Origin of the sequence: Pseudomonas sp. B6002 (assembly GCF_013385985.1) — a bacterium.
Classification (GTDB): Bacteria; Pseudomonadota; Gammaproteobacteria; order Pseudomonadales; family Pseudomonadaceae; genus Aquipseudomonas.
Genome location: NZ_JACAOY010000017.1, coordinates 18,816 through 38,229, shown reverse-complemented (window position 1 = coordinate 38,229; position 19,414 = coordinate 18,816). Strand labels below are relative to the sequence as shown.

The 19,414-nt window shown below is 63.2% G+C and carries 5 protein-coding genes; 3 read left to right on the top strand and 2 right to left on the bottom strand.

The features are described from left to right. Positions 1 to 108 precede the first annotated feature (108 nt). From dsbD to dsbG, 3 genes are read left to right on the top strand one after another with little or no spacing between them, the layout of a single operon-like run. Positions 109 to 1,839 carry a protein-disulfide reductase DsbD gene (gene dsbD / locus HX792_RS21860; RefSeq protein ID WP_176998045.1) on the top strand — a complete coding sequence of 577 codons (1,731 nt, stop codon included), beginning with the start codon at positions 109 to 111 and terminating at the stop codon, positions 1,837 to 1,839. Further along, positions 1,839 to 2,681: a TlpA disulfide reductase family protein gene (locus tag HX792_RS21855; protein WP_176998044.1), complete on the top strand. Its 843-nt coding sequence runs from the start codon at positions 1,839 to 1,841 to the stop codon at positions 2,679 to 2,681. Before dsbD ends, HX792_RS21855 begins: the two co-directional genes overlap by 1 nt. After that, positions 2,657 to 3,418: a thiol:disulfide interchange protein DsbG gene (gene dsbG, locus HX792_RS21850; RefSeq protein ID WP_176998043.1), complete on the top strand. Its 762-nt coding sequence runs from the start codon at positions 2,657 to 2,659 to the stop codon at positions 3,416 to 3,418. Before HX792_RS21855 ends, dsbG begins: the two co-directional genes overlap by 25 nt. Positions 3,419 to 3,673: 255 nt before the next feature. Here dsbG and HX792_RS21845 read toward each other — a convergent pair whose 3' ends face one another. Both HX792_RS21845 and HX792_RS21840 read right to left on the bottom strand, forming a co-directional pair. Further along, positions 3,674 to 6,355 carry a hypothetical protein gene (locus HX792_RS21845; RefSeq protein WP_176998042.1) on the bottom strand — a complete coding sequence of 894 codons (2,682 nt, stop codon included), beginning with the start codon at positions 6,353 to 6,355 and terminating at the stop codon, positions 3,674 to 3,676. A gap of 150 nt (positions 6,356 to 6,505) precedes the next feature. Next, on the bottom strand, positions 6,506 to 19,384 hold the full coding sequence (locus tag HX792_RS21840) for a non-ribosomal peptide synthetase (protein WP_176998041.1): 12,879 nt from the start codon (positions 19,382 to 19,384) through the stop codon (positions 6,506 to 6,508). Between the last annotated feature and the right edge of the window lie 30 nt (positions 19,385 to 19,414).

The following is a 19,414-nucleotide window of genomic DNA, read 5'->3' as shown; positions in this document are numbered from 1 at the left end:
AAAGAGGCGCGCTCAGACTTTCCCTACACTTTAGAATAGCTTCGGTTAATCATCGGTTAATCAACGCCACACATTGTGTGCTGACTTGCAACGAACTAAGGCTTGACCATGCGGCATCTGTTTACCTTTTTGCTGGTGTTGTTCGCAGGATTCGCCCAGGCAGCGCCAGGCAATCCTTTTGAGACCAAACCTGACTTTCTCCCGGTGGGCAAAGCCTTCACCTTTACCTCCGAGCGCCTGGAAAGTGGCGAAACCCAGCTGTATTGGCAGATTGCCGACGGTTACTACCTGTACCAGCAGCGCATGAAGTTCGACGGCCTGGCCGAAAAACCGACGCTGCCGCAGGGTGAAGCCCACAGCGACGAATTCTTTGGCGAACAGCAAGTGTACCGCCAGGGCCTGGAAGTGAAGATCCCGGCCGGCGCCACCGGCCAGGTCAAGCTGGGCTGGCAAGGCTGCGCCGATGCTGGCCTGTGCTACCCGCCGCAGTCGATCACCGTGGACCTGGGTGGGTCAACCAAGCCCGCAGCGGTTGTTGGTACGGCCGACGACCAGAAAATCGCCAGGTTCCTCAGTGAACAAAATCTGTTCTGGGCGTTACTGGCTATTTTCGTACTCGGCTTGGGGCTGGCGTTCATGCCTTGCTCATTGCCCATGTTGCCGATTCTCGCTGGCCTGGTAGTGGGTAGTGGTGCCAGCCCGCGACGCGGTTTCGCCCTCGCTGGCAGCTACGTGGTGTGCATGGCCCTGGTGTACGCCGCGTTGGGCGTCGTGGCAGCCTTGCTGGGCTCCAATTTGCAGGCGTGGCTGCAACAACCCTGGGTGCTCGGCGCCATTGCGACGCTGTTTGTGTTGCTGGCGCTGCCCATGTTCGGCTTCTTCGAACTGCAACTGCCGGCATTCCTGCGTGATCGCCTGGACAACCTCAGCCGCCAGCAAAGCGGTGGCAGCATGGTGGGGGCCGGCATCCTCGGCGCCCTCTCAGCCCTGGTGGTGGGCCCTTGCATGACGGCCCCCCTGGCAGGCCTGCTGCTGTACATCGGCCAAACCGGCGATGTGGTATTTGGCGGCCTCGCGCTGTTCACCCTCGGCATCGGCATCGGTGTGCCGCTGCTGTTACTCGTGACCCTGGGCAACGGTGTCCTGCCCAAGTCCGGCAGTTGGATGAACCTGGTCAAGGGTATCTTCGGCTTCCTGTTCCTCGGCAGCGCGGTACTGATGATCCGCCCGGTGATCGATGCCAGCCTGTGGATCGGCCTGTGGGGGGCGTTGGCCCTGATCATGGCCTACTGCGGCTGGACCCTGGCCCGCGAATACGGCCTGGCCGCCAAGGTTTTCGGTGCCGGCTCCCTGGTGCTGGGTCTGTGGGGCGCAGTGCTGGTGGTGGGTGCGGCCGGTGGCAGCGATGACCTGTGGCAACCGCTGAAGGTCTACAGCGGCTCGACAGTGGCGGCTGCACCGAGCGCCCACGACGCCTTCATGACGATCAACGACCCGACCGTGCTGCAAAGCCAGCTCGACAGCGCCAAGGCCCAGGGCCAGTGGGTGCTGGTGGACTACTACGCCGACTGGTGCGTGTCGTGCAAGATCATGGAAAAACAGGTCTTCGGTAAACCCGAGGTGATGGACGCGCTCAAGGACGTGCGCCTGCTGCGCCTGGACGTCACCGCCGACAACGCCGCCAGCCGCGAGCTGCTCGGCCGCTACAAAGTGCCAGGGCCGCCAAGTTTTGTGTGGATCGGCCCGGACGGTGAAGAACGCCGCGCCCAACGCATCACCGGCGAAATGGATGCTGCCGCCTTCCTGCAACGCTGGACGCAAACCCGAGACGCGCGCTGATGCTGACCCTGACCATCGGTACTTTCGCCATCGCCCTGAATCACATCCTGCTGATCAGCGCGCTGATCCTGGCCACCGTGGTGGGCTGGCGCGTGGCCAAGCGTGGCGGCGAGAACCCGGAATCGGTGCTGTTCAGCCTGTTCCTGCTGGGCATGTTGGCGGCGCGCATCAGCTTTGTGCTGATGTACTGGAGCGATTACCGCAACGACTGGCTGCAGATGGTCGACCTGCGCGACGGGGGTTTCCTCGCCTGGCCCGGCGTGATCGTGCTGATACTCGGCGCCCTGGCCTACGGCTGGCGCCGCCCGGCCCTGCGCAAGCCGCTAAGCGCCGGAGTGGTCACCGGCCTGGTGTTCTGGGGCCTGACCAGTTTGTCCCTGAGCCTCTATGACAAGGGCTCGCAACTGCCTGAAATTACTTTGCGTAACGCCAATGGCGACGTGGTGCAACTGGCCGACTACAAAGGCGGCCCGCTGGTGATCAACCTGTGGGCCACCTGGTGCCCGCCATGCCGACGCGAAATGCCGGTGCTGGAGCGCGCGCAGCACCAACGCCCCGACGTGACCTTCCTGTTCGTCAATCAGGCCGAAAGCATGCAAAGCGTCAGCACCTTCCTGGCCACCCAGGGCCTGACGCTGGACAACGTGCTGTTCGACGCCAGCGGTCGCCTCGGCCAGGCCGTGGGCTCGATGGCCTTGCCGACTACCCTGTTCTACCAAGCCGATGGGCGGCTGATCAACAGCCACCTGGGCGAACTGTCCCAGGCCAGCCTGGCCCGTGCCATGGAACCCTTCGACGCCACAATAAGGAAACCGACATGCCAAGCCTCCGCCACCTGCTGATCTCGCTGCCGCTGACGCTCGCGGCCACCCTGGCCCAGGCCGAAGAGTGGCCTGCTCCGATCAAACAGATCGAGGCCAAGGGTGCCAAGATCCTCGGTAAATTCGACGCGCCCAGCGGCCTCACTGGCTACGCCGCGCAATACCAGAACCGTGGCATGGCGCTGTACCTGACCGCCGACGGTAAAAACGTGATCGCCGGCAACCTGTACGACGCCCAGGGCAATGACCTGAGCAGCGCGCCCCTGGAAAAACTGGTGTACGCGCCGATGGCCAAGGAAGTCTGGGCCAAGATGGAAAAAAGCAGCTGGATCCAGGACGGCGACAAAAACGCGCCACGCATCGTCTACCTGTTCAGCGACCCCAACTGCCCCTACTGCAACATGTTCTGGGAACAGGCCCGCCCGTGGGTGAAGGCCGGCAAGGTGCAGTTGCGCCACATCATGGTCGGCATCATCCGCGAAGACAGCCCAGGCAAATCCGCCGCGCTGTTCGCCGCCAAAGACCCGCAAAAAGCCCTGGAAGAACACGAAGCCGCCGGCAAAGGCAGCAAGTTGCAGGCACTGGACAAGATCCCGGCCGATATCGAAGCCAAACTCGATGCCAACATGAAGTTGATGGATGAGCTGGAATTGTCGGCGACGCCGGCGATTTTCTACCTGGATGACAAGGGTGGCTTGCAGCAACAGCAAGGGGCACCGTCGCCGGATAAGTTGGTGAAGATCCTCGGGCCGAAATAAGCGGCGTCCAGGCAGACGCCATCGCCGGCAAGCCGGCTCCTACAGGTGAAACGCGTTCCCACTGTAGGAGCCGGCTTGCTGGCGATAGCGCTCTGACAGGCAGTGAAGATTAAAGCCCCTCCAACTCCGCCATCAGATCCCTCGGCCGATCCACTTCTCGGCACTGATTTCACCGGGAATGATTTTGAGGGCCTGCATGAAAAAAAGCTCCTGCCAAAAGGCAGGAGCATCGTTAAAGGCAAAAGGGGGCTTTGACTATCCACGAACCCGAATATCAGTGATCGCATAGTCATTGCCAGAAATACCCGTCGATTCATGACTCCAGATCTCTAGTCGCATGGATGTTGCATTCGCAACAAACGTTCCCTTCAGTGGTGTCCACGCCATGTAATAAAAGGTTGTGACTGCCGTTACAGCCCCAGTCCCGGCTCTCAGCGACAATCTTGGCAATGGAGCAGCGCCGTTATAGGTGCAGGCAAGAATGCTGAACTCATAGGTCGCACCGACCAAAAGCCCGGTAAAGTCTTTATAAAGAACATTGCCCACCGCAGCAGTACTTGCTGTCCCATTCGCCACGCAAGGCTTGCCAAAGTACGAGGCGTATCTCATCTCCCCCAAAGACGCAGGCCCGGGGAGCCAGCCGTTCCAGTTGTTACCGGAAAAGGTAGTGAAATCATCCAATGGCAAACGCACTGTCAATACTCGCGGAGGGCATACCACCGCATTGCTCTCATTCAAGCTGCCGTCGGGTGTCACCTTGAATGTCAAGGTTAACGAGCTGTTGCTCCTCAACTTGGACAACTCCGTGCGCAGTACAGGGCCCGCCACCCCAGCTGTCGCCTCCGTCGCAGTAATAGCTCTACCCGCATAGACAGTGAACGTGTAAGGGGAGCCATTTACCCCAGTACCGGTAGCGTACAACCAGCACTTCTGCCCGGCCCGCAGAAACCACATCGGATCCTCAAGGGAATTGGCATTTCCGGCAAACGCCCTCAGGTCCAGAACGGCGTTCTGAGTCCTGGGCGGTGTGGCCTCCAACACGTTGGGGGTTTCCAGCCGTACCGGCAAGGTGATATCCAAGTTCAACGGCAGCGACGTCTGCAGTTTGCACGCGGTTGTCACGGTGTACGTAATCGGGACGGTCTTGCCCATGCTTTCGATCACCGCTTCCGCAGGCAGCGTGAAGACGACACTTGCGGTGTTACTGCCGGGTTTTGATGCCAATGGCCAGCAAGTACCGTCCGGTTTTTTCCAGCAGACGCTGATGCTGTGGCGCGGATCATTGCCGACGTAATTCACTTCGACATGCACGCCATTGCGCCCGTTGTAGGCGGTCAAGTCCGAGCCGACCGCCTCAGTCACCTTAGGCGCAAGCAGCACCAAAGGCTCCTGTTCGATCTCGAACGTCTGAACAGGGAATTCATGGGCTCCCGCCAAATCAGTGGTGTCACAAAAACCTGCCGCGAAATGCAGTTCAAACACGCTGCAATCGTCGAGCTTCTGCAGTTCAGCCCTCAAAACAAACGCTTCAACCCCTTTGTTTTTCCATTCATCCGTCACGGGCTCGCTCGTTAGAATATCGAACCGGGAGGTTCCCCCCTCTGCGCGCTTACCTATCAACCACATCCAACAACGATTTGAGCACTCGGCATAGCTCCACACCGGCACCAGGGCCGTGGCATTCCCCGAGAATGTAACAAGGTCCACCGTCCCTTGAGTGGCTTCCTCAATATCGGAATGAGGGAGCTGGGGCACTGAAACGTTAACGCTCTGCTCTGGTGATGGCTGCGACCCTTCGCTATTGGGAAATTGAACTGTGTAGCCCAGCGTCATCGTTTTACCGAAGAAACAGGCAATGTCACACGCCGAGAGCTCAATTGAAGCAAGGTCGCCGTCCTGCTCAATTGTCACGCAGCCAAGAGGCTTCGTGCCAAAACCTGGACCACTGACATGAAAACAGACGACATCGTCGGCATAACTGTCGAAGCCGGGAACGTCAACGTTCCCGCCAGCCTTGGTGAGTTCGGGGTTAAGGCACCATCCACCGTTGTATTGCACAGACTGCCGCAGATGAGGAGGCAGCAGGTCCAACCCATGATCAACGATCAACGCAGCCGTGCGACGGCGCTGGATTTCGAGGGCGTTGGCCGGCAGGCGCGTCTCAAGGTGAGGGTCGATATCAGCCGGGGGCTCGGCCGCCAAACCGCTGGTTATCCAGGCAGATTGAAGGGTGATGGAGCGCCAGGGCTTGCGGCGTGCCAGCCAGCCACGGGCTATAAAGAATTTGAGTACGTGCCCGGCGACGGCCTCTTCCTCCGTTAACACGTGGCCATACACCACGGTATAAAAAGTGTAGGGAATAGCGTCCTGCTCAGTGACAGCCGTGCAATAAACCTTGTCACCCTTTTTGGCCAGAAGAGGGACAGGCACAAGCACTGTTTCATCCCCGGCGTGGTCATGCATGTCGTAAGTCGGGGTGTTGTGGACGATTTTTTCGTGCAGCAGCCGAGGCGCCAGGTCTTCGCTTTCGCTGGCCGGGTAGAACGAAACCCCGAATTCCTTAACTCGCGAAGCAGCAGGCTGCCCCTGTGATGTCCCCTCATAGGACACCAGCAGCGTGAACCCCATGGCGGTCGTCAGGTAGACCAGTGGAATATGAATGTTCCTGGCACCCGGCTCGTCGCTGTCGTCCAGGATGTCTTCAAACGTCGGTCCAGGCCGTTCTTTTGTGCTGAAGTGGACGGTGATCGGTCCGCCATCCATACGTGGATCGACAGTCAGGTAACTCCCCTCCATTCGCGAGGGTTCAACAACACCCTCCAACTCACTGGAGATTGATGGGCTTTCAACCTCCAGCGCCTTGGGCTTCGCGTTTTTTTTGTGTGGTGCTTTGGCAATGGCCGATCGCGCTTCAGGTGTTGAAATCTTTTTAGCCATGGTAAGAACTCCGTGTTCGAAGAGGGAATGCCCGAGCCCGATAAAGGCCCAGGGCTTCCTCCTGAAGTGAGCTCTTGAAGCACGCCTTCGCCAACTGTGAGAACTGACAGGTCCGACCGGAAACACTGCCTTTTCCGATCAATGGTAGATTTACAACCCCTCCAACTCCGCCATCAGATCACTCAACCGATCCACCTTCTCGGCACTGATCTCATTGGCCGCCAACCCATCGATGTACTCGGCCAACTCCGCCACCGTGCTGCACTCGAACATCGCCCGCAGCGGCACATCCCGCTGCAACGTCTTCTGTACCCGCGAGGCAATTTGCGTGGCCAACAACGAATGCCCGCCCAGTTCGAAGAAGTTGTCCTGCACCCCAACCCGCTCCACTTTCAACACTTCAGCCCAGATCGCAGCCAAGGTGGTTTCCAGTTCGTTGCGCGGCGCCAGGTAGTCCTGGCAGTGCAACTGGCCGATCTCCAGGGCCGGCAGCGCCTTGCGATCGAGTTTGCCGTTGGCGTTGAGCGGCAGGCGGTCGAGCCATAGCCAGTGCAGCGGCACCATGTATTCCGGCAATTCGGCACGCAGGCGCTGCTTGATGCGGTCCAGGCGTTCGCTTGGGTTCAATGCTTCATCCGCCGCCACCAGATAGCCGACCAGATGCTTGCCGTTGACGCCTTCCTGCACGCCCACCGCCGCATCCCGGACTTCCGGTTGCTCATGCAGGCGCGCTTCGATTTCACCCAGTTCGATGCGGTAACCGCGAATCTTCACCTGATGGTCGACACGCCCGACGTACTCCAGCACGCCGTCGCTGCGACGGCGCGCCAAATCGCCGGTGCGATACAGCCGCTCACCCGGTGCGCCGAACGGGTTCGGCACAAACACCGGCGCCGTGCGCAACGGGTCGCCGACATAACCGCGACCGACGCCGGTGCCCGCCACGCACACCTCACCCACGGCGCCTTGCGGCACCAACTCCAGTGCGCCATCGAGCAGGTACAAACGGTTGTTGTCGGTCGGTGTACCGATCGGCAGGTAAGTGCCACGGGTAGAGGCCAGGTCGACGCGGAAGAACGCCACGTCATCCGAGCATTCCGCAGGACCATAAGCGTTCACCAGCCCAATCTCCGGGTAACGCAGCAACCACTGGTGCGCCAATTCAGGCGGCATCGCCTCACCGGTCGGCAGCATCCAGCGCAGACCGTCCAGGCCGACACGGTCCTGGGCCAACATGCCCTGGATCAGCGACGGTACGCTTTCCAGCACCGTGATGCCCTGGGCCTGCACATGTTCCAGCAGGCCCTGGGGATCATGGGCCAGGGTGTTCGGCACGATGTCCACCCGTGCGCCAAACAGCGGCGCAGCGAGGAACTGCCACACGGAAATATCAAAGCTTTGCGAGGCGGTCTGCGCGATCACGTCCACCGGGCTCAAGTCCAGGTACGGCACCTTGCTCAACTGGTTATTGAGCATGCCGCGCTGCTCCACCATCACGCCCTTGGGCAGACCAGTGGAGCCGGAGGTGTAAATCACATAGGCGAGGTTGTCCGGGCCGCTGTAGATGCCAGGGTTCTCGCCACGCGCCGGGATTTCTTCCCACACCAGCAACTGGCAGTCGAAACCGTCCAGCAGCTCGATGGCTTGCTCGCGGCATGCCTCGGTGCACACCAGCAGCGGCGTGCGGCTCAAGTCGATGATGCTGCGCAGACGCTGGCTCGGCAGGCCCGGGTCCAGCGGCAGGTAGCCGGCACCGGCCTTGAAGCTGCCGATAATCATGCCCAGCAGGTCGAGGTTACGCTCGCCCAGCAAGGCCACCGGTTGGTCCAGGCCGACACCCGCTGCGATCAGTGCGTGGCCCAGGCCGTTGCTGCGGCGGTTGAGTTCGTCATAGGTCCACTGCTGGTCCAGGCAACTGGCGGCGATGCGGTGCGGATGCGCGGCCACCTGCTCTTCGAACAGCGCGATGTAGCTGCGTTCCAGCGGGTAGGCGTGTTCGCTCTGGTTGCAGCCGTCCAGCAGGAACGCGCGTTCCTGTTCGCCAATCAACGGCAGGTCGGCCATGTCGCCATGGAAGCCCTGCACCAGCGCCAACAGCAAGCGCTTGAACTCAGCGAGCATGCCTTGCACGGTGGTTTCGTCGAAATAGCGCTGGTCATAGGACAGGTGCAGGCCCAGGTCATCGCCCGGGTAGCACACGGCGGTCAGCGGGAAATTGGTGTGGGTGCGGCCGGAGTCCGAGGTGGCATTCAGGCTTTGTGCATGGTCCAGCACCGAGACTTCCACCGGGGCGTTTTCGAACACAAACAGGCTGTCGAACAGCGGCTGGCCCTTGGGCAGTTCGCTGTGCTCCTGAATGGTCACCAGCGGCAGGTATTCGTACTCGCGCAACTGCATGTTGCTGTCGAGCAGGCTGCTCAACCACTGGCGCACGCTGCAGGGTTGATCGTCCTCGGGCAGCTTCACCCGCAATGCGATGCTGTTGATGAACAGGCCGACGGTGCGCTGCATCTCGGGCATTTCCACCGGGCGCCCGGCCACGGTCACGCCAAACAGCACGTCGCGATCACCGCTCACGCGACGCAGCACCAAGGCCCATGCCGCCTGGGCGAAGGTGTTGACCGTCAGTTGGTGAGCCTGGGCCAGCTCACGCAGTTGCGCACCGTCACGGGCATCGAGGCGGGTGTAGCAGTCGCCCACCACCATGGCGCCGTGACCCGCGTGGTCACGCATGAATGGCCGGTCACTCGGGATCGGCGTGGTGCGCTCGAAGCCTTGCAGGTTCTGCTGCCACCACTGGCGCGCTTCATTGAGGTTCTGGCGTTGCAGCCAAGCGATGTAGTCGCGATAGCGCGGCGGCGTGGCCAACTGCGCGTCGCGGCCTTCGCCGAGGGCCCTGTAGATCTCGAAGAAATCGTTCATCAGCAACGAACGGCACCAGGCATCGATGAGGATGTGGTGGTTGCTCATCATGAACCAGTAGCGCTCGGCACCGACGCGGATCAGGCGCAGGTGGAACGGCGCCTGGTTGAGCAGATCGAACCCGGCTTCGCGCTCGGCCTTGAGCAAGGCTTGCAGACGCGGTTCCTGTTCGCTTTCCGGGTCGTTGCTCCAATCCAGGTATTCGATCGGCGTACTGCCCGGTTTATGGATCACTTGCAACATGTCTTCGCCGACGTTCCAGCAGAACGACGCGCGCAGGGCTTCGTGACGGGCGATCACCGCCTGCCAGGCCTGGGCGAAACGCTCGGGGTCCAGGGCACTGTTGATGCGGTAGCGATCCTGCATGTAATAGAGGCCGGTGCCCGGTTCCAGCAAGGTATGCAGCAACAGGCCCTCCTGCATCGGGGTCAGCGGGTACACGTCTTCGATGACGGCGGCCGGTACCGGCAATGCATCCAGTTGCGGCTGGGTCAGGTGTGCCAGTGGGAAGTCGGACGGCGTCAGGCCACCGGCCTCGTCCTGCAGGCAATGGGCAACCAGGCCTTGCAACTCGGCCAGGTACGCGTCGGCCAGTTCACGGATGGTGTGTTGATCGTGGCGCTCGCGACTGAAGGTCCAGCGCAGCACCAGCTCGCCGCCGTACACCTGGCTGTCGACGCTCAACTCATTGGGCAGCGGCGCATCGGGGTCGTGGGCCAGGCCTGCGGATTCGTCCAGCGGGTGGAACAGCGCATCACTGCCGAAGCTCTGGTCGAACTGGCCGAGGTAGTTGAAGGTAATGCCTGCCGTCGGCAACGCCGCCATGGCGTGCTTGACCCCCTCCTCCGCGAGGTAACGCAGCACGCCATACCCCAAGCCTTTGTGCGGCACGCCGCGCAGTTGCTCCTTGATCGCCTTGATCGAGTCGCCCTGCCCGGCGTGCGGCGTCAGGCGCAGCGGGTAAGCACTGGTGAACCAGCCGACGCTGCGGGTCAGGTCGATGTCATCGAACAGCGCTTCGCGGCCGTGGCCTTCCAGCTGGATCAGCGCCGACGCATGGCCGCTCCAGCGACACAGCACACGGGCCAGGGCGGTCAGCAGCAGGTCGTTGACCTGGGTGCGATACGCGCTCGGCGCCTGTTGCAGCAACTGCCGGGTAGGTTCGATGCCCAGGCGCACGCTCACCGTGTCGGCATCGCGATTGCGCAGCGAGCCTTGCGGGCGCGCCACCGGCAATGCCGCGTCAGGCCCGGCCAACTGGTGTTGCCACACACTCAACTCTTCACGCAGGGATTCACTGCCGGCATAGGCCTGCAAGCGGGCGGCCCAATCGCGTAGCGCACTGGTCTTGGCTGGCAGGCTGACGGACTGGCCGTCGCTCAATTGGCGATAGACGTTTTGCAGGTCTTCCAGCAACACACGCCAGGACACGCCGTCCACCACCAGGTGATGAATCGCAATCAGCAGGCGTTGCTGGCCCTCGGGACCGTCCACCAGCAAGGCGCGCAACAGCGGGCCGTGTTCCAGGTCGAGGCTGCGTTGGGTGTCGGTGAACAGCGCGGTGCAATCAGCCATGTCGCGCACTTGCGCCTGCATCAGCACGCCACCTTGCGGTACGGCCAAGTGTTCGGCGTGCCAATGCGCATCACGCGAGGTGAAGCTCAGGCGCAGGGCATCGTGGTGCTCCAGCACCGCCAGCAGCGCTTGCTCCAGGCGATGTGGGTCGAGCAGTTGCAACGGCTTGAGCAACAGCGCCTGGTTCCAGTGCTGGCGGTTCGGGATCTCGGTGTCGAAGAACCAATGCTGGATCGGCGTCAGCCCCGAGCGGCCGGTGAGCACGCCCTGCTCCGCCGTGACTTGCTCGGTGCGCGTGGCAACGGCGGCGAGGGTTTGCACGGTCTGGTGCTGGAACAGGTCACGGGGGCTGAAGTGAATACCCGCCTGCCGCGCACGGCTGACCACCTGGATCGACAGGATCGAGTCGCCGCCCAGTTCAAAGAAGTTATCGTCCAGGCCGACTTGCTGCACGTTCAACACTGCGCACCAGATGGCGGCCAACGTGCTTTCCAGTTCATTGCGCGGAGCCACGTACTGTTGACGGTTGGCCTCCGGGTCCGGTTGCGGCAAGGCACGGCGGTCGAGTTTGCCGTTGGCGGTCAGCGGCATGCTGTCGAGTACGATCAGGTGCGCGGGCACCATGTAGTCCGGCAGTTGCGCCTTGAGATGAGCCTTCAGTGCGTCACGCAGCGCGCCGTGCTCGGCATCGCTGACCAGGTACGCCACCAGCTGTTTGCCGCTCGGCGAATCCAGCGCCAGCACCACCGCTTCACGCACGGCTTCGTGCTCCAGCAGACGGGTTTCGATCTCGCCCAGCTCGATGCGGAAACCACGGATCTTCACCTGATGGTCGATCCGCCCCAGGTACTCCACCAAGCCATCGGCGCGCTGGCGCACCAGGTCACCGGTGCGGTACAGGCGCCCGCCGTCATGGGCGAACGGGTCAGCAACAAAACGCTCGGCCGTCATGCCCGGGCGTTGGTGATAACCCTGGGCCAAACCCGCGCCGCCGACGTACAGCTCGCCGGTCGCGCCTTGGGGCACCAGCGCCAGGTCGGCGTCGAGGATATAGGCCACGCGGTCGCCGATGATGCTGCCGATCGGCACGCTGCCAGCGCCCTCTTCCAGTTGCTCGGGCGCCAGGCTGGCCAGCGGCATGACCACGGTTTCCGTCGGACCATAGGCATTGAAGAACACCTCGGGCAGGAACGCCGCACGAATGCGCTGCAAGTGTTCGCCAGTCAGTGCTTCGCCACCGGTGATGCACATGCGCACCGGCAAGGTCTGTTGCTGGGTCGCCAGCCATTGCGCCAACTGGCTGCCGTAGCTGGGTGTGAAGCCCAGAATGTTGATGCGATGGGTGCGGATCAGCCCGCAGATTTCCTCGGCATCCCACTGGCCCTGGGCGCGCAATACCACCTGGGCACCGCTGAGCAACGGCACCAGCAAACGCTCGGTGGCGGCATCGAAGTTGATCGAATAGAAGTGCAACTCGCAGTCGTCCGCGCGCATGCCGAAGCGCTCGATCACTGCCGCGCAGTGCATGGCGATCTCACCGTGGGCCACCACCACGCCTTTCGGTTTGCCGGTAGAGCCGGAGGTGTAGATCAAGTACGCCTGGTGTTGCGGCAAGCTGATAAACGGCAGCTCATCCGACGGGTAGTTAGCGAGCACCGGCAGGTCATCTTCCAGGCACCAGCACGCCACCGTCGCCGGCAATTCACCGAGGGCTTCGAACATTGCCGCGTCGCTGAGCAGCAGGCCAATGCCGCTGTCTTCGATCATGTAGTGCAGGCGGTCCAGCGGGTATTCCGGGTCCAGCGGCACGTAGGCGCCACCGGCCTTGAGGATCGCCAGCAGGCCGACGACCATTTCCAGGGAACGCGGCAACGCCAGGCCGACACGCACCTGCGGGCCGACGCCACGCTCGCGGAGCATCCAGGCCAGGCGGTTGGCGCGTTCGTTCAGTTCGCGGTAGCTGAGGGTAGCGCCGGCAAAGGTCAGTGCAGGGGCATCGCCACGGGCTGCGGCCTGTTGGCTGAACAGCTGATGAATGCACTGGTCGAGGCGATGCTCGCCCTTTTCGATACCCAGGCTGTCTTGCAACGCGTGTTGCTCGACGACGGTGAGCAACGGCAGTTCGCTGAGTCGCTGGTGCGGATCGGCGATCAGCGCTTCCAGCAGGTTGCGCCAATGCTCGGCCATGCGTGCAATGCGCGGCTCGTCGAACAGGTCGGTGCTGTAAGTCAGGCAGCAACCCAGGCGATGGTCGAGGTCGGTGACTTCCAGGTTGAGGTCGAACTTGGTGGCGCGGGCATCGTTGGCCAGGTACTCGACGGTCATGCCCGCCAGTTGCCGGCTTTGCTGGAATTCCCAGCGCTGCACGTTGCACATCACCTGGAACAGCGGGTTGTACGCTGCGCTACGCGGCGGTTGCAGGGCTTCCACCAAGTGGTCGAACGGCAGGTCTTGATGGGACTGGCCCTCGATGACGGTGTGACGCACTTGCTCGAACAACTCGCCGACGTTCATCTGCCCATTGAGCTGGCAACGCAGCACTTGGGTGTTGAGGAACGCGCCGATCAGCCCTTCGCTTTCCGGGCGGATACGGTTGGCTACCGGGGCGCCGATGCGCAGGTCAGTCTGGCCGCTGTAGCGGTAGAGCAACACGGCCAGGGTGGCGGTCATGGTCATGAACAAGGTCAGGCCGCGCTCGGCATTGAAGGCACGCACGCGGGCGGCCAGGTCATCGCTCAAGTCAAAGCGGTACAGCTCGCCCTGGTGGCTTTGCACCGGTGGCCGTGGGCGGTCGCCGGGCAGTTCCAGCAGCGGGTGTTCGTTGCCCAACTGCTGCGTCCAATAGTCGAGTTGGCGCTGGCGTTCGCCAGACTCCAGCCACTGACGCTGCCACACGCTGTAGTCAAGGTACTGCACCGGCAACGGCGCCAGCGGCGAGTCGCGCTCGTCGATGAAGGCTTCGTACAGCGCGCTGAGTTCACGGGCAAAGATGTCCATGGCCCAGCCTTCGGTGGCGATGTGGTGCAGGGTCAGCACCAGGTAGTGTTCCTGCTCGCCGGCCTTGACCAGGCAAGCGCGCAGCAGTGGCCCGGTTTCCAGGTTGAACGGGGTGTGGGCCTCGTGATCGGCCAGTTGCTGCAGGCGCTGCTGGCGCTCGGTTTCGTTGAATGCCGAGAAGTCCTGCCAGTCCATGCGCAGGCCGGTCTGTGGCGAGACCTTCTGGTACGCCACGCCATCCACGCTCGGGAAGGTAGTGCGCAGGGTTTCGTGGCGCATGATCAACGCTTGCAACGCGGCCTCGAAGCGGCCCACGTCGAGCACGCCGCGCAGGCGCGCCATGCCGCCCACGTTGTAAGCCGGGCTGTCCGGCTCCATCTGCCAGAGGAACCACATGCGCTGCTGGGAATAGGACAACGCCACAGGCTGGCGGCGGTCGACTTTGGCGATTGCGCTTTGCTGGTTGCGCTGGCCCGAGGCCTGGATCTGCCCGACCTGCTCGGCAAAGGCGCCCAGTTCGCTGGCTTCAAACAGGGTGCGCAGCGGCAGCTCCACATCGCACGCCTGGCGGGTGCGGGAGATGATCTGGGTGGCGAGCAACGAATGCCCGCCCAAGGCGAAGAAGTCATCGCGCAGGCCGATGCGCGGCGCGCCGAGAACTTCACGCCAGATCGCAGCAATCTGCTGTTGCAACGGCGTTTCGGGCTCGATGTGCTCGCGGGTTTGCCACACGGGCTCGGGCAACGCACGGCGGTCGAGCTTGCCGCTGGGGCTCAGGGGCATGCTGTCCAGGCGCATCAACAACGCGGGCACCATGTACTCCGGCAGTTCGGCAGCCAGGGCGGTTTTTACATCGGCTTCATCCCGCTCGGTGTGGGCGGTGTAGTAACCGATCAGTTGCGCATCACGCACCAGCACCAGGGCCTGGGCGATGCCGTCCAGGGCCAGCATGCGCGCTTCGATTTCTTGCGGCTCCACCCGGAAGCCACGCAACTTGACCTGCTGATCGAGGCGGCCGAGGTACTCGATAACCCCATCGGCCGTCCAACGGGCACGGTCACCGGTACGATACAGGCGCGCGCCCTGGTGGTCGGCGACAAAACGCTCGGCGGTCAACCCGGCGCGCCCCAGGTAACCCCGGGCCAGGCCGATACCGCCGATGCACAACTCGCCCGGCACGCCCAGCGGCACGGGGTTGAGCTGCTCATCCAGCACGCGGCAGATCACATTGCCCAGCGGGCGGCCAATCGGCGAGCGCTCGCCATCTGCGGCGGTGCAGTGCCAATGGGTCACATTGATCGTGGTTTCGGTCGGGCCATAGCGGTTGTGCAATTGCACCGCCGGCAACTGCGCCAACACGCGGTTGCGCAACTCAGCGGGCAAGGCTTCACCGCCGGAGAACAGGCGGCGCAGGCTGGTGCATTCAGCCACCAGCGGCTCATCGATAAACAGCTGCAACAGCGGTGGCACAAAGTGCAGGGTGGTCACGCCATGTTCCTGCACCAATTGCGCGATGCGGTGCGGATCACGGTGTTCACCCGGGCCAGCGAGTACCAGGCGGCAACCGGTGATCAGTGGCCAGAAGCATTCCCACACCGACACGTCGAAACTGATCGGCGCCTTTTGCATCAGCACGTCGGTGTCGTTGAGTTGATACGTGGCTTGCATCCACTGCAAACGCTCGGCCAAGGCGCCATGGGTGTTGCCCACGCCTTTGGGTTGACCAGTGGAGCCGGAGGTGTAGATCACATAGGCAAGGTTGTCGCCATCCAGGTGCAGGCCGGGGGCCTGGGTCGGCCAGCTATCGAGGTGCAGGCTGTCCATGGCGATGACGCAAACGCCCTCGGCTGTCGGCAGGTGTTCCAGCAACGCGGTCTGGGTCAGCAGCAGGTGCACGCCGCTGTCCTTGAGCATGTAGGCCAGGCGGTCGGCGGGGTAATCCGGGTCCAGCGGTACGTAGGCGCCACCGGCCTTGATGATCGCCAGCAAGCCGATCAACAACTGCGGCGAACGCTCGGCGGCGATGGCCACGCACACGTCCGGGCCGACGCCTTTGTCGCGCAGGTAATGGGCCAGTCGGTTGGCCTGGGTGTGCAGTTGGGCGAAGGTCAGGCTGCCGCCATCCCAGACCAGCGCGGTGTTGTCCGAGACCTGCTGGTTGAGCAGTTCGGGCAACCACTGTTGGGCCGGCGCGCAGGGGGCTTCGCTGTAACGCGCCTGTTCGTCGTGCGGCATCAGCACCAGGTCGCCGATGGCTTGCCGGGGTTGCTCGCAGACGGCCTGCAACAGGTTGATATAGTGCTCGGCCAGGCGCTGGATGGTCGCCTTTTCGAACAGTTCATCGGCGTAGTCGAACGACAGGCTCAGGCGCCCGTTGCGGTCCTCTTCGGTGTGCAGTTGCAGGTCGAACTTGGCTTCGCGGCTGTGCCACGGCAGCTCGTCGGCGAGCATGCCGGGCAGACGGCGCAAGGCGCTCAAGTCGCGCTGCTGGTGGTTGAACATGACCTGGAACAGGCCTTGCTCGCGAGCTTGGGGGAAGGCTTCCAGCAGTTGTTCGAACGGCAGGTCCTGGTGAGCCTGGGCCCCCAGCGCTGCTCGGCGGGTTGCGGTCAGCAGCTCAGTGAACGGCAGGCGCCCGTCCAACTCGGCACGCAACACCAACGTATTGATGAAAAAGCCGACCAGGCCTTGGGTTTCCTGGCGCGGACGGTTGGCATTGGGCACGCCGATGCGGATATCACGCTGGCCGCTGTAGCGATAGAGCAGGCTCTGGAACGCCGCCAACAACAGCATGAACGGCGTGGACTCGTTGGCCTGGGCGGTCCGGCGAATGGCTTCGCTGAGGCTCGCGCCCAGGCGCACGGTGTGGCGTTCGGCACTGCGGCGGTGTTGTGCCGAGCGCGGATGGTCGGTGGCCAGGCTGAGCGTTGGATGCTCATCGCCCAACTGCGCTTTCCAGTACGCCAGTTGACGCTGGCCCTCGCCTTCAGCCAGCCATTGGCGCTGCCAACTGCCGTAGTCGGCGTACTGCAGGGCCAGTGCCGGCAGCTCCAGGCGTTGGCCTTGGGTGGCAGCGGCGTACAGCTGGGAGAATTCGTCGATCAGGATGTTCAGCGACCAGCCGTCGGCGATGATGTGGTGCAGCGTCACCAGCAGCTGGTGCTCTTCATCGTCCAGGCGCACCAGGGTCACCCACAGCAGCGGGCCCTTTTCCAGGTCGAACTGGGTGCGTGCTTCGTCCTCGCGGATCTGTTGCGCGCGGGCCTCACGCTCGGCGGCGGGCAGGTCGCTGAGGTCGATGACTTGCAGGTCGAATCCGGTGGTTGCGTCGACTCGCTGGAACGCCTGGCCGTCTCGCTCATAGAAGCGTGTGCGCAGCGCTTCGTGGCGCTCGATCAGGTGTTGGAAGCTGGCGCGCACGGCGTCTTCATCCAGCTCACCGCGCAGGCGCAGGGCACCGGGAATGGTATAGGCGCTGCTCTGCGGGTCCAGTTGCCAGGTGATCCACAGACGGTTCTGTGCCAGGGATTGGGGCAGTTCGTCCTGGCGCGACAAGGCATGGATCGCGCCTTGGGCGACGCCGCCGTCCTGCTGCAATTGCGCGACGCTGGCGGTAAAACCTTGCAGGGTCGGGGCTTCGAACAGCATGCGCAGGTTCAGCTCCAGGCCGAGGGTCTCGCGCAGGCGCGCCACGACTTGGGTGGCGGTGATGGAGTTACCGCCGAGCAGGAAGAAGTGATCATCCGCCGCGACCGTTGCCACGTGCAGTTGCTCGCACCAGATCGCTGCGATCTGGCTCTGCAATTCGGATTCCAGCGCTGCGTCGCCAGCGTGCGCTTGCAGGCCGGGGAACTGCGCGTAGCTGTCGAGGCTGCCATCGGCGTGGCGCAGGGCACAGGCCGCACGTTGCACCTTGCCGCTGGAGGTTTTGGGCAGCGCGCCGGGGTTGAGCAACACCACCACGCTTGGCGCCTCTTGATAGGCCTCGGCCACGGCTTGGCGGATCGCCTTGATCAGCGCTTCGGGTGGCAGGATTTTCTGCACGCTGCGGCTGATTTCAGCGGCGATGCCGATGCCTTCCAGGCCCTGGTCATTCACGGCAAATGCCGCGACACGGCCCTTGCGCACCACTTCCACTTCGCGCTCGATGGTCTGCTCGATGTCCTGCGGGTAGAGGTTGTGGCCGCGCACGATCAGCAGGTCTTTCAAGCGGCCGGTGATGTACACCTCGCTCTCGCGGATAAAGCCCAGGTCGCCCGTGCGCAGCCAGGTGCGGCCGGCGTGTTGCACGAAGGTCTTGGCGGTGGCCTCGGGGTTGCGCCAGTAGCCGTGGGCGATGCTCGGGCCAGTAGCCCAGAGTTCGCCGACGCTGTTGTCGGCCAGTTCCGTGAGAGTGTGGGGGTCGACGATCAGCACCGCATGGTCCGGCTGGCTGGTGCCGCAGCTCATGATCGCACTGCCCTGCCCCGGTTCAGCGCGGTTGGCGGCCAGGGCGTGCTCATCAACACGCAGTGCCGGGATGCCGTGGCCACGGGTACCACCGGCCACAAACAAAGTGGCCTCGGCCAGGCCGTAGGAAGCGAAGAAGTTGTTCGGGGTGAACCCACAGGTGGCGAACTTCTCGGCGAAGCGTTCCAGGGTGTCGAGGCGGATCGGCTCGGAGCCGGAATAAGCCACGCGCCAATGGCTCAGGTCCAGGCGCTCGAGGGCCGACTCGCTGACCCGCTCGCTGCACAAGCGGTAGGCGAAATCCGGGCCGCCGCTGATGGTGCCGCCGTATTCACTCATCGCTTCGAGCCAGCGCAACGGCCGGCCGAGGAAGTAGGCCGGCGACATCAACACGCACGGCACGCCGCTGAAGATCGGTTGCAGCAGGCCGCCGATCAGGCCCATGTCGTGGTACAGCGGCAGCCAGCTGACGATCACGTCGTCCGGGTTGAGGTCGATGCCAAAACCGCGACGGATCAGCACTTCGTTGGCCACCAGGTTGCCGTGGCTGACTTGCACGCCCTTGGGCAAGGCGGTGGAACCGGAGGTGTATTGCAGGAAGGCGATGTCGTCGGGGTGCAGGACCGGGCCAGTCCAATCGCCGGTATTTTCCAGGCTGTCGACGCTCAAGACGGGGGGCGCATTTTCAATCTGCGACAGGCCCTCGGCGAGGCTGGCGATGGTCAACAGCAGGCGCGGCTCGGCATCGCTGATGATCGACAGCAGGCGCTCCTGATGGTGACGGCGCGTGGATTCAGGCGGATACGCCGGCACCGCGATCACGCCCGCGTAGAGGCAACCGAAGAACGCCGCGACGTAATCCGGGCCGCTGGGGAACAACAGCACGGCACGGTCGCCCAAATCCGCATTGGCCTGCAAGGCGGCGGCGATGGTGCGGGCGCGTTGGTCCAGGTCGCGGTAGCTGAGCACCACGTTGTGCTCGGCAGCGTCGGCGAGGAAGCGCAGGGCGGTCTTGTCCGGGGTCTGCGCGGCGCGACGTTGAAGGGACTGGACCAGCGTTTGGGGGAGTTCGAAGGCGTCCATCATGGGGTTCCTGCCTGAAATCGGCTTACGGGA